The sequence below is a fragment of the Schaedlerella arabinosiphila genome (genome assembly GCF_003885045.1).
Classification (GTDB): Bacteria; Bacillota; Clostridia; order Lachnospirales; family Lachnospiraceae; genus Schaedlerella; species Schaedlerella arabinosiphila.
In genome coordinates this window covers 2,855,117-2,870,156 of sequence record NZ_RHJS01000002.1, presented here as the reverse complement: position 1 = coordinate 2,870,156, position 15,040 = coordinate 2,855,117, and the positions used below count along the sequence as shown (strand labels likewise).

Sequence of the window (15,040 nt, the reverse complement as noted above, 5' to 3'; positions counted from 1 at the left end):
TGTCATAATAATATGGATATCAGAAGAATTAAGAGTAAAATAACCAGTAAACTAAGCATTTATGTTGCCATAAGAAAGATGCAAATATATATGCAGGGATATCGTTATAGAAAAAGAAATAAAGGAAAAATAACGAAAAGAAAGAGAATTGTTTTCTTAACAGTATATCCACAAGGTTGGAATTCTCTAAAAACTGTTTATGAATCAATGAAACAAATTGGCGGGATTGAGGTTATGATTCTTGCATGGACAGGATACCCGTATCCGGGTAATACGGGGGAGTATTGGAAGAGCATTGATTATAATGCAATTATTTCATCAAATGAAAAGATAATTGATTTGAGAAAACTAAAACCTGATATTGTTATTAGACAAACACCTTATAATGATGAGTATCCCAAGTGTTATTCGGCAAAAAATATAAGCAAAGTATCAAGACTCTGCTATATACCATATTCATACGAGCCATCACCATTAAAACATTTGGAAATAGAGTATAACAATCACTTTTTACCGTATTTGTCAGCAGTTTTTTGTGATAACTCGTGCACAATGGAGTATTGTCAAAATACTATTGCTGGATCAAGATATACTGCAGATATAAAATGCTATGATTATGGTTTTCCGAGATTCGATATTTCCGATATAGAGAAATACAGAGATAGATATAAGGTTTATTTATGGTTGCCGCGATGGTCGCTCGATTCTGAAAAAAACGATGGTAGTAGTTTTTTTCTATTTTTTGATAAGCTAATGGATTATTTTTCTGAACATGAAAACATAAGGCTTATTATTCGTCCGCATCCATCTATGTTCAATAATTTCGTCAAAAATAAAGCTCTTACCGAAGAAGAAGTGATACAAATCAAAAGAAAAATAGCAGATGTTTCAAATGTTACACTAGATGAGACGGCGGATTATATAGTTTCATTTAATGAATCAGATATTCTGATTTCAGACTTCTCATCCCTAGTGGTTGAGTATTTTTTGACAGGAAAACCCATACTGTATTGTGGGAATATGGATGAATACAACTACATTGTTTATCGGATGATAGAATTATCGTATAAAGTAGATTCTTGGAATGATCTTAGAAATAAGATAGAGGCATTAACCTGTGGAGAAGATGTTACAGTTAAAGAGCGAATGGAGTTTGTACGACAATTCCGTATGGATGAGCACGGGAAGAATTCTACAAGCCGAATAGTAGAGGCTATTATTAATGATATTTGATAAAAGGATGGTTAGAAGATTTGAAGGTATTGCATATTAATTGTAATTATTTATTAACAAGACTTCATCAGAATATGATCGTACATCTTGAATCAAATGGAGTAGACTGTACGGTGTTTGTTGCGGTAGTAGATGATAGTGCTGGAGTAATATCTTTGAGAGATAAAGAGATTGTTTCGAAGTGTATAAAGAGGAGAGACAGATTACTTTTTTTTCATAAGCAAGAGAAAATCTTTAAAATGATTGAAAAGGAAATCGATGTAAAAGCATTCGATTGTATACATGCATATACTTTATTTACCGATGGTTATTGTGCTAGAAGGTTGTCACAGAAATATAATATACCATATGTAGTTGCGGTAAGAAATACTGATATAAATTATTTTTTTAAATATCGCCCTTGGCTGAAAAGGTATGGCTTAAATGTGGTGAAGAATGCGGAGAATGTTTTTTTTCTTTCAACGCCGTATCGGGATTATCTGTTTAACAAGTATTTACATGGGTATTATTACAATTGTTTAAGGCATAAATGTAAGGTGATTCCTAATGGCATTGACAATTACTGGTTTGATATAGATAGAACAAAACATAAAGAGCACGATATTGAAAAAAAGAAATTACGAATTGCTTATGTGGGTGAAGTAAGTAAAAATAAAAATCTTCTTACAACTATCAAGGCACTAGACATTCTAAAAAAACAAGGATGGGAAATTCAGTATAACTTTGCTGGAAAGATTAAAAGCCAGAGACTTTTTAAACAGGTGATGCAAAAAAAATACTGCAATTACAAAGGAATTCTAGCAAAAGAAGAAGTAAAAGGGCTCTATGACGCATCAGATGTATTTGTGATGCCTTCATTCTATGAGTCCTTTGGATTGGTTTATGCAGAGGCAATGTCACAAGGATTGCCAGTAGTTTATACTAGAGGACAAGGATTTGACCAATGGTTTCCGGACGGAGAGGTTGGCTGGTCTGTGGATCCCAATAGACCAAATGAAATAGTGAATGCAATTTTGAAGATCACAGAGGATTACAAAAGGTATGAAGAGAACGCATTACGAGGTTCTAATCGTTTTAATTGGACAAGAATAGTTGTAGAATATCTTGAAATTTATAAAGGTGTAGAAAAACATCGTTTAGATAAGGAAGGGACATCAGATTGAATAGTTCTATAGTTATTCTCAATTATAATACATCACAGTTATGTATAGAGTATATTGAGCGCATTAAGTGCTATGAGTGCATAGATAATATAATTATTGTCGATAATGCTTCAACGGAAGAAGGAATAAAAAGGTTTGAAAATTATTGTAAACTAAATGGTGTAACTTTTGTGAAAGCAAAAATAAATAGAGGTTATGCTGCAGGTAATAATTTAGGTGTGAGATGTGCTATTGATAAGTTTGGATCGGACATAGTAATCATTTCTAATCCCGACATAATAATAAGTGAGACAAGTATAGAATCCATAATAGAAAGAAATAGGAAAGATTCTCAAGTTGCTGTGACAACTGGGCTTATAAAAAATTATGATTCGAATAGGAAACTAAGGATATTCTCAGCATTTGCATATAGAGTTCCAGAATTGTCTGATATATATTGGAATAGTTTTATTTTTCTATCAAGAATTCGTAAAAAAATTAGCAAAAATCCTTTTTATGCATCAGAACAAGAAGTTATAAAGAATAATGAATGTGAAGTCGGATGTGTGTCAGGATGCTTTTTTGCAATGAGCGTTGATGCATATTGTAATATTGGAGGATTTGACGAGCAAACATTTCTCTATGGCGAAGAAAAGATTTTAGGTTTTAAGCTAAAAGAAAAAGGGTATAAATCCATTGTGATTAACGAAACGATAATTCATGATGAGGATTCTAACAAAAAAAAGAGCTTTCTAAAGTTAAGTAAAATATATAAATACACTAAAAAAAGTGTGTTGCATTACTTAAAAGAGTATCTTAAAGCAAATAAATTGGAGAGAGCAGTATATGTAGTGTTTTCTTTCTTTAGGTTCTGGGAAGATGTACTTATAAATCTGGTTATAAAAAAGAAGTGACCATTGGCGGAGGATAAGATTTATGCAAGCAATTATATTAGCAGCAGGAATGGGCAGAAGACTTAAGGAACTTACCCAAAATAATACAAAATGTATGGTTAAAGTTAGCGGAGTGACATTGATTGACCGTATGCTCCACCAAATTGAAAATCAACATCTTTCACGTATAGTAATCGTTGTTGGATACGAAGGGCAGAAACTTATAGACTATATCGGAGCACTTAACATCCAGACGCCAATAGTTTATGTTAATAACCCTATCTATGATAAGACCAATAACATTTATTCATTGGCACTTGCAAAAGATTGGCTTGTTAAGGATGATACGATCCTTTTTGAGTCTGACATTATATTTGACGATGAAGTTCTTAATATGCTTGTTACAGATCCTCGTGACACACTTGCTTTGGTTGATAAATACGAATCTTGGATGGATGGAACATGTGTAAAACTCAATGAAGAGGATGATATCATTGATTTTGTTCCGGGAAAGAAGTTCAATTTTAATGATACAAAGGACCTGTTTAAAACAGTAAATATTTATAAGTTCAGCAAGCGTTTCTGTGAGACACATTATGTTCCATTTCTTGAGGCATACCAAACTGCGTTAGGAGAGAATGAATACTATGAGCAGGTGTTAAGAGTTATCGCTATGCTTGATGAGCCAGTTATAAAAGCAAAGCGACTTGATGGACAGAGATGGTATGAGATAGACGATATTCAGGATCTTGATATAGCTGAGTCTCTGTTTGCGCCTGATGATGAGAGAGTAAAGATGTTGCAAGGACGTTATGGTGGATACTGGCGTTACCCTAAACTCCTGGACTTCTGCTATCTGGTGAATCCTTACTATCCTCCGCAGAAGATGAAGGATGAGATAAAGGCGGGTTTTGATACATTATTAACAGAGTACCCTTCGGGTATGAGAGTGAATAGTCTTCTGGCAGCAAAGAACTTTGATGTTCATCAAGAAAATATTCTTGTGGGCAACGGTGCAGCTGAGCTTATAAAGAGTTTGATGGGGGTATTGAAAGGCAAGACGGGATTTGTAAGACCAACATTTGAGGAGTACCTGAACCGATATGTAGAAGAGGATTTTGTAAATTATGTGCCTAGTAATGCAGATTTCTCATATACTGCTGATGATCTTATGACATTCTTTGCGGATAAAGAGATTGATAACCTTGTCGTGGTTAACCCGGACAATCCGAGCGGAAACTATATTCCAAAGGCTGATGTATTACGACTTGTTGAATGGAGTAAAGGTAAGGGTATTAAGCTTGTTATTGATGAGTCATTTGTTGATTTCGCAGATGAAGAGAATAGTTCGATTATCGAGCAGGAGATAATTGATAGTAATCCACATCTTTATATAATGAAGAGTATTTCAAAGTCTTATGGTGTGCCAGGACTTAGGCTTGGCATTCTTGCTTCTGGGGATGTAGAAACTATTGATTTTATGAAGAAAGATGTGGCTATCTGGAATATTAATTCTTTTGGTGAGTTCTATATGCAGATAGAGGAGAAGTATGAGAAGGCATATGCTACCGGATTGGTGCAAATTAAGGCTGAAAGAAAGAGATATGAAGCTGAACTTGCTAAGATAAAAGGTATCAGAGTTATTCCTTCACAGGCAAATTATGTGATGGTTGAGCTTGATAAAGATATTTGTCCTAAGAAACTTAAAAAGTTATTGCTGTTAAAACATAATATCCTCATAAAGGAACTTACTGGAAAGATTAAAGATAGGAATTATCTGAGATTAGCGGTTAGAAATACTAAGGATAATGATAAGCTGTTAGTTGCACTTAAAGAAGAGTTATAAATGCTTTTCATGATATTACTCTGATATTTTTCAATAAAATACAACAAATAGAATCAAGAAAAATTTTTTACCAACTTCAATAAGGAAAGATGTGTATTATGAATATTGTTGTCACAGAAAGGGATGTATATCCATGGACTGTTAATAAAAGATGCTATTTTAGGGGATATATTCAAAAAAACAGCGGAGAATGCTTAAGAGGTATCGATGCAATAGACTATTTTTTTTGCGAAGATTATAATGTGTTTTTAGAAAAGGTTAAAAATATATATGGATGCTTTTCAGTTATACTAGTACATGATAATGAATGCTATTTGGCAGTTGATGTAGCGAGAAGTATGCCATTATACTACGACACCAGCTTATCGATTATATCAGATAATGCGGAGGAGATTCGTAAATTCCTTAATATTAAAACAAGTTCAATTGATATAAAGAAGGCGGCTGAATTGCTTACTACTTCCTATATAATAGGTGACCATACGATTTATAGTGATATACATCAATTGGAAATAGGATGTGCTGGTCGTATAAATGATGGAACAATAAGAAAGAACTATTATTTTAGGCATTATTCCAAGGGATTTGTTGATAATGAGAACAAAGCCATGGAAAAGCTTAGAGTAGCGTCAAACAACATGGTGATGCGATTAAAATATCTGATTAATGATCGACCGCTTCTTGTTTCATTAAGTGGAGGATATGACTCGAGATATATAGTGTGTACTCTAAAAGAAAATGGTTTTTCGAATGTCGTTTGCTATTCGTATGGAAGGAAAGGATCTTTCGAATTAGTGCAAGCGGAGCAGGTAGCTAAGGCTGTGGGTTATAAATGGATAAAAATTGAGTATGATGAGGAGGATAATGATTTGATTCTTTCACCTGAAGGAATTAAATATATGAATTATTGCTACAATCATGAATATATGGTATACATTCAAAACTTTACTGCAGTAAAAAAAATATTTGATAATAAACTTGTTCCAGCAAATTCTATTGTTATTACGGGGCTATGTAATGATATACATACGGGGCTTTATACACCTTCAATAAATGTGGCCGCTGAATACGGATTTAATAAAAATGGATTAGCAGAATTCATTGTAGACAAACGATTTGCAAGATATGCTCCGATAAATTCTTATCGAGAGTATTTAAAAAATGAAGTAATAAGCATGATGGAATTTTATGATCTGAATGTAAATGACCATATGAGTTTTATAAGGGCATATGATTGTTTAGATGCTGGATTTTCTCATTCGAGATGCTTTTTAAATATGAATAAGGTACATGAGTTTTATGGATATGAATGGGCATTGCCGTGCTGGGATAAAGAATTGCTTGATTTTTGGTATTCGTTGTCACCAGATCTTAGGAGAAGTCAATATTTGTATGAAAAATACATAACAGAATTCCTTGGAAAGAAATACGGAGTTGGCCAAAAAAAGTACACAAATAACGAAGGTAGGTCAAAAGTTTCTAAGTTTATTAGAAGAAATGTAGGTGGCATGATTGTTGGTATTTGTTATCCTTTGGGTATACCTGTTAAACGGAAGTCAGACATAAATAATTTTAGCACATTAGAAGTTAAATTATATAAAGAATTATCTCAGAAATATGTTATAGCTAAAAGACATGCAGCATTCACGTTATTATTAACTGCTTATTTGATGGAAAAAAGATATGGTAGACAATGGGGAAGAGATGTCATGAAAATTATTAGAAAGACCTGAAAAGAATGATTCGCAGATAGATGGTTTTTATTTAGATAGTTGTGATGCTTGAGACAAAACTAATGCATAAAGTACCTAAGATCGATAAGATTCCGGCGACTTGCGCCATTCTTAAATACCAAATGGTATCCTTGGCATTGGGAAAATCGAAAATTATAAAAAGGTTGGATAGAAAAACAATATGGTTTTTTCAAGTATTTACTTTACATTCCTTTTTTTACCGATTGTGATACTTGTGTATTATAGTGTAAGGAATAGAAAACTAAAAAATCTCATCATATTGATAGCAAGTCTTGTATTCTACGGATATGGTGAACCAAAGTTCATATATATTATGTTGGGGTTAATAGTTGTAAATTATTTCTTAGTGAGTTGGATGTGTATACACCCATATGGAACAATAAGAAGAATAGTCTGTATGACAGCTGTAGCAATAGATTTAGGCTTCTTGTTTGTTGTCAAATATTTGAGCTTTTTTCTGAGAATAGTTAAAGGAATTACAGGAAGAAACATAACTATTATTGGTATAACGTTGCCAATAGGAATATCATTTTTTACATTCCAGATGATTTCTTATGTTATAGATGTATATAAGGAAAGAGTTGAGCAAGAAAAAAGTATCCTTAATGTTTCTTTGTACATTTCTTTTTTTCCACAACTTATAGCTGGACCAATAGTTAGATACAATACCATATCAGAACAAATAAGAGACAGAAAAGAGAGTTTTGAGAAATTTGGAGCAGGAACTGAGCGATTTATGTGTGGTTTTGCTAAGAAGGTTATAATTGCCAACAATCTTGCGCTTATCACAGAATCGATATTTGGTGCGTCTTCGCTTTTTGAAACATCCATAATAGTAGTTTGGCTTGCGATAATAGGTTATGCATTGCAAATTTATTATGATTTTTCAGGATATTCAGATATGGCTATTGGGCTTGGAAAAATGTTTGGATTTGATTTCGATGAAAATTTTAATTATCCATATATGGCAAAAAGCATTACGGATTTTTGGAGACGTTGGCATATTTCGTTAAGCGCATGGTTTAAGGATTATGTTTATATACCTCTTGGTGGAAATAGGGGGGGCAAAAGCATGTTAGAAATCTATTTGTTATTTGGTTCCTTACTGGTTTATGGCACGGTGCAAATTACACTTTTCTTGTATGGGGAATGATATATTTTCTTTTCATCTTACTTGAGAAATATTTAGTTAAACCAGAGAGAAGGAAAAGATCAGTAGTAAGTATTTGGCGAATTATCACACTATTTGTTATTACATTTGATTGGGTTATTTTCAACTCAATGTCTTTACATCAAGCAAAAAAAATAATTCTTGCTGCATTTGGCTGTGGTTCATACATAGGCATAAATGGAGAGGTGTACTATGTGCTTAGAGAGTATTGGATTTATTATGCGTTTGCACTATTATTTGTGTTTCCGGTAGCGAGTTTTTTTTCGGAGTATATAACTGTGAATGCAACCATGAAGAATGTATACCAAATTGTTGCGTCGATAGGGTATGTTTTCAGCTTTTTATGGGCGGTGTCTTTTTTGGTTTTGGGAGCGTACAACCCATTTATATATTTTAATTTCTGATACATAATTGGATAAATTGAGTATTTTTGATGGAGATTAAAGTGTGATGGTATTGAAGTATAGAACTGAAGCAGTTATATTTTTATTGTTGATTTTTGTCTTTGGGATTTGCAGTGATTTTAAACTTGCAGATTATTATATTAATAACGTGATCTATAATGAATATTTTAATCCAGAGTTAGGAAGAAAAAATGAAACGGAATATAGTAAGGTTTTCTTTGGAAAACGAATATTTATAGATGTCAATGGTGGTATTAGAAGTATTCTTGGACAACGTTATATGAATCAAGTAACAAAGCTTAATAACGGACATTTGATCTGGCAAATGGAGTATATATCGGATGAAGAATTAGAAGCAAATGCTCTAAATATAAAAATGGTAAATGAGTATTGCCAAGAAAAGGGAGTTCCTTTCGTATATATTGCTGCACCTGACAAAATTTCTCCATGGGATTCCGAATTACCCGCCGGAGTTGAAGATTATAGCAATTCAAATATTGACCGTTTTTTGGAATACATTGAGAATTTGAGTATTCCTTTTATTGACATAAGGAAGGAATTACACAATGATGGAATAAATCAATATTTAATGTTTTCACGAACGGATCACCACTGGAATGGCTATTGTGGATTTTATGTCTGGAGCAAAATACGGTGTTGGATGGATGAAAATGGAATTGACTATGAAGATACTTGTGCAGATGAATCAAATTATACCGTAAAAGTATATAATAACAAATTGCTCGGTTCATATGGACAGAGGACGGGAAAATATTTTACATGTCCAGATGATTTTGTTGTCTATTATCCTAATTATGATACTTCTCTAACAGTCGGAAATATTACAGGTAGATATGAAGACATATTGCTGAATATGTCTTTATTGGATAGCAAAGAACCAGAATTTATATATGATGCATTTTATCCGAACTATTCCCCGACAATTAATAATAGTGTTAACAATGACACAAGAATACTAATTATAGGAGATAGTTTTAGTAGAGAGGTTAATCCCTACTTCATTCTTACATGCAAAGAATATATTTGGAGTTCAAGCTATCAATCAGAATTGATATCAAGAAATAGTTTAGATGGATTGGCGCCTGATGCAATGATAATAATACATTCACCAGCAAATAATCTTGGAATGGAGAAATCATTTAGATACTTTAGTAATGAATGAGAAACAGAAAAAGATTCAAATGAAAGGATTAAGAGCAATTGTGTATTTAATTCCGATTTACTTGGCATTTGGTATGAAAAACATATTATTTGGAATTTGGAATTATGAACCGGCTTTTATGCTTAATAGCAAAGGTGGTAGATATGAAAACAAACAATTACTTTAAGCATGAAACAGCAATAATAGATGATAACGTCATAATTGGAGACAATTCAAAGATTTGGCATTTTTCTCACATTCAATCTGGAGCTATGATAGGATCTTCATGCGCCCTTGGCCAGAATGTTAACATATCCAATAATGTAACGATTGGCGATGGAGTAAAGATTCAGAATAATGTATCTGTTTACGAGGGGGTGACAATAGAGGATTATGTATTCTGCGGACCCAGTTGTGTTTTCACAAATGATCTAACGCCGCGTTCACGTTATCCTAAGAACCATAAATATCTCCCTACTACCATCCGTCACGATGCGACATTAGGGGCGAACTGCACTATCGTCTGTGGTCATGAGATTGGTCATCATGCCACAATTGCTGCAGGGGCTGTAGTGACAAGTAATGTGAAGCCTTATGCCCTAATGGCCGGTGTTCCCGCAAAGCAGATCGGGTGGGTCTGTGAGTGTGGGCAGGTTCTGCGAGAAAATGATGAAGGGATATTCATATGTCCGAACTGTGGAAGACGGTATAAGGCTGTGGATGGAGAATTGGTAGAAGCGATATGAGAAGTTTTTATTGTGTTCTTTATGATGACAGTAGAAAATTGTTTGAGTTTTCGGATCAATATCTGATGATACAGAATTCATGAATTCTGTAGTAGATGGGCAGAATGAGGGTTTGAGTATTCACTGTGGAACTATCATGGCATCAAAAGTAAGATCGATAGAAGAGTTGAAGGTTGACGATGATCCACTAAGATACAATTATCACGATGGGTTGATTAAGGAACTGCAGAAACACCACAATACTATGTTTCGATTTTTTTTCTATAAATGGTAAGCTTTTTTATGCCGTAAATCTTCTTAGAGAAGGACAGATTTCTAACGAGGAAGATGAAATTAAGAAGGCTATTTCAAAATTGCAAGCAACAATAATTGATTTAGAAGCAAATTCAAATATAGAGGAGGTTTCTTATTCCTATGTTTGCGTAAAACCCGATGTCGAATGCAAACATATCAATGAGGTAGTTGAAAAGGTATTAGAAAGAGAGCCAGTCGTATAGTAGAGTTATCATCGTATTGTGATTTAATCTCAATGGGGGCTAATTCCCTGACGCTTGCGACGAGAAGCCGCATTTATGCGGACGGTTTGCGTCTTTGAGCATCATGCGAAAAGGTGCAAATCCGTTGGGCGTAGCGAAGCGATACCCAGCTCGCACAGTGAGGCAAACGTCCAGTGGACGTTTGATGGCTCTGCCCCGGGGATGTTCATTAAAGAATTTTAAAGGAGACAAATAAAATGGGAAATATTCAATTCAGAGATTTACAAATACAATATAAACATATAAGGAATGCAGTAGATAAGAATATACAATCCGTAATATCTTCTGCTCATTTCATCTCCGGCTCAGAGGTAAAAAAATTAGAACAAACACTGGCATCCTATGTGGGCGTTAAACACTGCATATCATGTGCCAATGGAACAGATGCTATAAGTGTCGCATTATTATCACACGGCGTAGGAGCCGGCGATGCTGTATTCGTTCCAGACTTTACTTTTTTCAGTTCAGGAGAATGTCCAGCAACTATCGGAGCGACTCCTGTTTTTGTGGATGTAGAGAAGGATACTTACAACATTGATCCTTTATCACTTGAATCAGCGGTAGAGAAGATTATAAGCGAAGGTCAATTAAAACCTCGTGCCGTTGTTGCTGTGGATCTTTTCGGCCAGCCGTTCGACGTCCCGGCGATCCGAGCAATCTGTGATAAGTTTGGATTACTTTTATTAGAGGATGCAGCGCAGGGCTTCGGTGGAAGTTATAAAGATTCAACTGGAAAAGTACACATGGCCTGCTCTCTAGGTGACATCGCAACCACATCTTTCTTCCCAGCAAAGCCGCTAGGTTGCTATGGGGATGGTGGTGCGATATTCACAAACGATGATGGGATTGCTTTACTCTGCCGTTCAATCGCCGTGCATGGTAAGGATACGCAGAATCTCAATGATCCAAATGCTAAATATAATAATATTAGACTTGGCATGAACAGCCGTCTTGATACATTGCAAGCAGGTGTTTTGCTTGGCAAATTTGATGTGTTCAGAGATGAAGAACTGAATAAAGTGAATCGTGTGGCGAATCATTATTCAGAGTTATTATCTGATGTAGAAGGTCTCGGATTACCAACGGTACAAGAAGCTATGTATAGTTCTTGGGCTCAATACACCGTACAGTTACCTGAGCAGCCTTCTGATAATGAACAGATTGAGTATAGAAAGAGAGTGCAGACTCAACTGAAAGCGGATGGTATTCCAACAAATATCTATTATATCAAGCCTATGCATCTGCAGGGTGCATTTGAGGGAACCAGAAGTGCGGATGCTGAGTGTCAGACGACTGAGAAGCTCTGTAGTACTGTTTTATGCTTACCGATACATCCTTATTTGGAATATAGAGAGGTAGAATTTATAGCAGAGAAACTTAAAGCGGCGTTATAAGCATTCGTCAGTCCCCTGTGTCCCCCACCTTACTTGAAATTTGCAAATAGCAAATTGGATTGAAATGAAAATAAAGGAGTGGAATGGAAAAACCAAGAAAAAACGAAATATGATCCTGAGAAGATCATGACAGAACTACTGAAGGCAGTAACGGAATCCTATTTGGAAACAAAGGAATTGAAACGGACAGCGGAAGAGTTTTTCATGTCAACAATCAAGATTCGTAAACTGCTAATCAAAGATGGGGTGTACAACAGTGAACAGTCTGCTCCTCTCGAAGGGCAAGATGCTAGAGAAAATCCAGATGATCACAGGGCTTAAGAAATCATCCGTCAATGGTTTCTGCCATACACAAAGATGACTTATAAACCGGATGAGGTTTCGCTGAATGCGGAGCTGATCAATCTGTTCTGTGAGCAGAAAAAGGCTGTGCGAGCTTTGATGAAAAGGAAGAATGAGAGGAGCCTTTGGAATACCGTTGTTGCATTTCAGAATTACCCATTCCATACGGCAACAGGGCTGCCATATGTGTACGAACTGAAGAAAGGACGGGACGGAGAACATAACCGGGAACTGATCGTAAGCAAGTGCAAGGAAAGTAAGCGATGAATAACTTATCGTTTTTACATTTTCTAAAACCTGAATCCGTGAAAACTGTTGTTTTATGAAGCCAATCCTAAATCGGATTGGCTTATTCTTGATAAATGATCCTTTAAAGACAGTATTTTAATGAATGATGATTGATTTTGGCTCTAAATGACGGTTAGGAATACGGGAAAACCTTAAAAAAGGGTATACTTTCCAGCCTCTTGAATACGCCGCCCAAAAATGTGATTAAATAAATCATTTGTGTGTCCCCTCCTTCGGGACCTCAAACCGAACACAAGTCCCCTTCCCCTCCTGACTGACAATCGTCAGCCCTTCATTCCCAGGATAAGTCAGCACAAGCCTCTTATGCGTATTCTTCATCCCGATATGATGTTCCTGTTCTTCCGCAGACTGCAGAGATTCCCGGATCTGCTGCAGTCTATTCTTTTCAATCCCCACCCCATTATCCAAAATATGAAACTTTAAAACCTCCCCTTTCTCAAAAATCTTAATCCGAATCACCAGAGAATCCGAAGGGCAGCGGATGCTGTAATGGATGCTGTTCTCAAGCAGAGGCTGAAACAGCAGACGGATCACGCGATAGTTTAAAATCGAATCATCATAATCCCACAACAGCACAATCTGCCCGGGGTGGTGGAATTTCTGGATTTCCATGTATTCTTTGCAGGACTGAATTTCGTCCTTTAAAGAAACGGAAGTTTTAGAGTCGCTGAGTGCATACCGGAGGATATCAGAAAGCGCATGGACCAGCCTGCTCGCAGGAGCAAGGTATCCTTCATTCTTTACGATTTCCATATCAATCGACTGCAGGGTATTAAAGAAAAAATGCGGGTTGATCTGAAGCTGGAGTGCCTTCAATTCGCTGATTGTCTTTTTCAACTGCCATTCTTTTAGCTGCATGGTCAGCATATTATTCCGGACAAAAGTAAAGATGACCCGGTTTAAAATCAAATTGTATTCATCCAGTTTTTCCGCATCTATAAATTCCCCGCTGTCATCCAGAGAAAGAGTTCCCCTTTCTGCACACCAGAGTATATCCAGCAGTCGTTCAATCTGATGAAAATTTTTATTGGTCAGATACAGGCTGAATAAAAGACACAGTACCGCGGCGGCGAGGCATCCGATGACCACACAATAAAGAATATTGTACAGCAGGCGGTAAATGTCCCGGGAAGGAACAAGGGATAAAAAATGCAGGTCATAATCGGGGTAGGTAAATTCCGTCAACACATAGGAATGCTTGTTGTATTTTACAGAAGACAGATAGTGTCCTGTATCTGTCAGCGGAAGGGAAAGCTGTTCATGAATCCCCTGATCCGGTTTGAAATGCAGTTTGTCCGCATTTGCATTTGAAAACAGCACATGGCCCTCTGAGTTTGTGACAAATATGGACTCATTGGGATAGTTTTCAAGAGAGGACAAAAGTTCGGACAAAACAGACTGATTTAAGTTCACAACAAGAACACCGCCATAATAGCGGATTCTTCTGTAAATAGTGATCGCCGGATGCTCCTTTTCAAAATGATAATTCTGGAAGGAACGCAGAACGATCCATTTATCCTCATCCGGGGTGTGCTCCTTGAAGTCGCTGAGCCATTGCCGGTCAGCAGAATCCTGGATGGAGGTCAGCTTTTCAGTGGTCTGAAAGAAGTAATCTTTCTCATTCGGAAAGTAGACATATACAGAATTAATGTAGGAAAAACTGGATTTTAAGTTTTCAAGAATATTGAACATAATATTTTTCGTTACATTTTCTTTATAATTCATTGAATTTTGATTCAAAATCCGGTACATGGACATGGAAATCCCACTGTTCGTATTCATCATATCAGCAATATCGTCCCCTTTTGTGAGGATTTCTTCCATGAGCTGGCTGCTGGCCTGAAACGAGCTTTGGGCCTGAGTATTGGAATTTTCGCGGATTTGAAAAAAGGAATATACGGTTAATAAAAGGCCGATGATGATTACAGGCAGAGAAAAAATAAAAAAATAGCGGGTAAATTTGTGGATAAAATATTTTTGCTTCATAAAACAAACACCTAGCCTTTTCTGGTAAAGAATTGTATACTCAAGGGCACCCCATTATGGCCATTCGGCCGTTTCATAAGGTATGAATCACCGGGCAAGCACCGCCCGCTGTTCACTCCATC

The 15,040-nt window shown here is 35.8% G+C and carries 13 protein-coding genes; 12 read left to right on the top strand and 1 reads right to left on the bottom strand.

The window, feature by feature from the left end; translation table 11 throughout:
• The first annotated feature begins 12 nt into the window (after positions 1-12).
• The 12 genes from EBB54_RS13875 (at position 13) to EBB54_RS13825 (ending at position 12,890) form a co-directional block, all read left to right on the top strand.
• On the top strand, positions 13-1,233 hold the full coding sequence (locus EBB54_RS13875) for a CDP-glycerol glycerophosphotransferase family protein (protein WP_162307137.1): 1,221 nt from the start codon (positions 13-15) through the stop codon (positions 1,231-1,233).
• A 20-nt stretch (positions 1,234-1,253) separates the two neighbouring features.
• Complete coding sequence (locus EBB54_RS13870) at positions 1,254-2,396, top strand: glycosyltransferase family 4 protein (RefSeq protein WP_125127847.1); 1,143 nt, start codon at positions 1,254-1,256, stop codon at positions 2,394-2,396.
• Positions 2,393-3,289, top strand: coding sequence for a glycosyltransferase (locus EBB54_RS13865; RefSeq protein ID WP_162307136.1), 897 nt, complete (start codon positions 2,393-2,395; stop codon positions 3,287-3,289). Before EBB54_RS13870 ends, EBB54_RS13865 begins: the two co-directional genes overlap by 4 nt.
• Positions 3,290-3,311: 22 nt before the next feature.
• Positions 3,312-5,114 carry an aminotransferase class I/II-fold pyridoxal phosphate-dependent enzyme gene (locus EBB54_RS13860; protein WP_125127845.1) on the top strand — a complete coding sequence of 601 codons (1,803 nt, stop codon included), beginning with the start codon at positions 3,312-3,314 and terminating at the stop codon, positions 5,112-5,114.
• 98 nt (positions 5,115-5,212) lie between these two features.
• Entirely contained in the window at positions 5,213-6,847 is a 1,635-nt protein-coding gene (locus EBB54_RS13855; protein ID WP_162307135.1) for an asparagine synthase-related protein, read from the top strand.
• A gap of 418 nt (positions 6,848-7,265) precedes the next feature.
• Entirely contained in the window at positions 7,266-8,021 is a 756-nt protein-coding gene (locus tag EBB54_RS31185; RefSeq protein WP_243127666.1) for an MBOAT family O-acyltransferase, read from the top strand.
• A 468-nt stretch (positions 8,022-8,489) separates the two neighbouring features.
• A complete protein-coding gene (locus EBB54_RS13845) occupies positions 8,490-9,626 on the top strand; it encodes an alginate O-acetyltransferase AlgX-related protein (protein ID WP_243127879.1) in 1,137 nt (378 codons plus the stop codon).
• The gene (locus EBB54_RS30175) at positions 9,619-9,792 is read left to right on the top strand and encodes a hypothetical protein (RefSeq protein ID WP_154677792.1); all 174 of its coding nucleotides are present in this window, start codon (positions 9,619-9,621) and stop codon (positions 9,790-9,792) included. Before EBB54_RS13845 ends, EBB54_RS30175 begins: the two co-directional genes overlap by 8 nt.
• Positions 9,770-10,351 carry an acyltransferase gene (locus EBB54_RS13840; protein WP_125127842.1) on the top strand — a complete coding sequence of 194 codons (582 nt, stop codon included), beginning with the start codon at positions 9,770-9,772 and terminating at the stop codon, positions 10,349-10,351. Before EBB54_RS30175 ends, EBB54_RS13840 begins: the two co-directional genes overlap by 23 nt.
• A 733-nt stretch (positions 10,352-11,084) precedes the next feature.
• Entirely contained in the window at positions 11,085-12,281 is a 1,197-nt protein-coding gene (locus tag EBB54_RS13835; RefSeq protein ID WP_330554515.1) for a DegT/DnrJ/EryC1/StrS family aminotransferase, read from the top strand.
• A gap of 78 nt (positions 12,282-12,359) precedes the next feature.
• A complete protein-coding gene (locus EBB54_RS13830) occupies positions 12,360-12,602 on the top strand; it encodes a hypothetical protein (protein WP_125127841.1) in 243 nt (80 codons plus the stop codon).
• A 36-nt stretch (positions 12,603-12,638) separates the two neighbouring features.
• Positions 12,639-12,890: a hypothetical protein gene (locus EBB54_RS13825; protein ID WP_125127840.1), complete on the top strand. Its 252-nt coding sequence runs from the start codon at positions 12,639-12,641 to the stop codon at positions 12,888-12,890.
• Positions 12,891-13,124: 234 nt separating this feature from the next.
• On the opposite strand, the gene EBB54_RS13820 is transcribed toward EBB54_RS13825, so the two are convergent.
• The gene (locus EBB54_RS13820; protein ID WP_125127839.1) at positions 13,125-14,918 is read right to left on the bottom strand and encodes a sensor histidine kinase; all 1,794 of its coding nucleotides are present in this window, start codon (positions 14,916-14,918) and stop codon (positions 13,125-13,127) included.
• Positions 14,919-15,040 lie beyond the last annotated feature (122 nt).

Bases quoted from the DNA above. Each gene is read 5' to 3' on its own strand.
- EBB54_RS13875 (WP_162307137.1), top strand. From the start codon at position 13: ATGGATATCAGAAGAATTAAGAGTAAAATAACCAGTAAACTAAGCATT.
- EBB54_RS13860 (WP_125127845.1), top strand. From the start codon at position 3,312: ATGCAAGCAATTATATTAGCAGCAGGAATGGGCAGAAGACTTAAGGAA.
- EBB54_RS13855 (WP_162307135.1), top strand. From the start codon at position 5,213: ATGAATATTGTTGTCACAGAAAGGGATGTATATCCATGGACTGTTAAT.
- EBB54_RS31185 (WP_243127666.1), top strand. From the start codon at position 7,266: ATGACAGCTGTAGCAATAGATTTAGGCTTCTTGTTTGTTGTCAAATAT.
- EBB54_RS13845 (WP_243127879.1), top strand. From the start codon at position 8,490: ATGGTATTGAAGTATAGAACTGAAGCAGTTATATTTTTATTGTTGATT.
- EBB54_RS30175 (WP_154677792.1), top strand. From the start codon at position 9,619: ATGAATGAGAAACAGAAAAAGATTCAAATGAAAGGATTAAGAGCAATT.
- EBB54_RS13840 (WP_125127842.1), top strand. From the start codon at position 9,770: ATGAAAACAAACAATTACTTTAAGCATGAAACAGCAATAATAGATGAT.
- EBB54_RS13835 (WP_330554515.1), top strand. From the start codon at position 11,085: ATGGGAAATATTCAATTCAGAGATTTACAAATACAATATAAACATATA.
- EBB54_RS13825 (WP_125127840.1), top strand. From the start codon at position 12,639: ATGACTTATAAACCGGATGAGGTTTCGCTGAATGCGGAGCTGATCAAT.
- EBB54_RS13820 (WP_125127839.1), bottom strand. From the start codon at position 14,918: ATGAAGCAAAAATATTTTATCCACAAATTTACCCGCTATTTTTTTATT.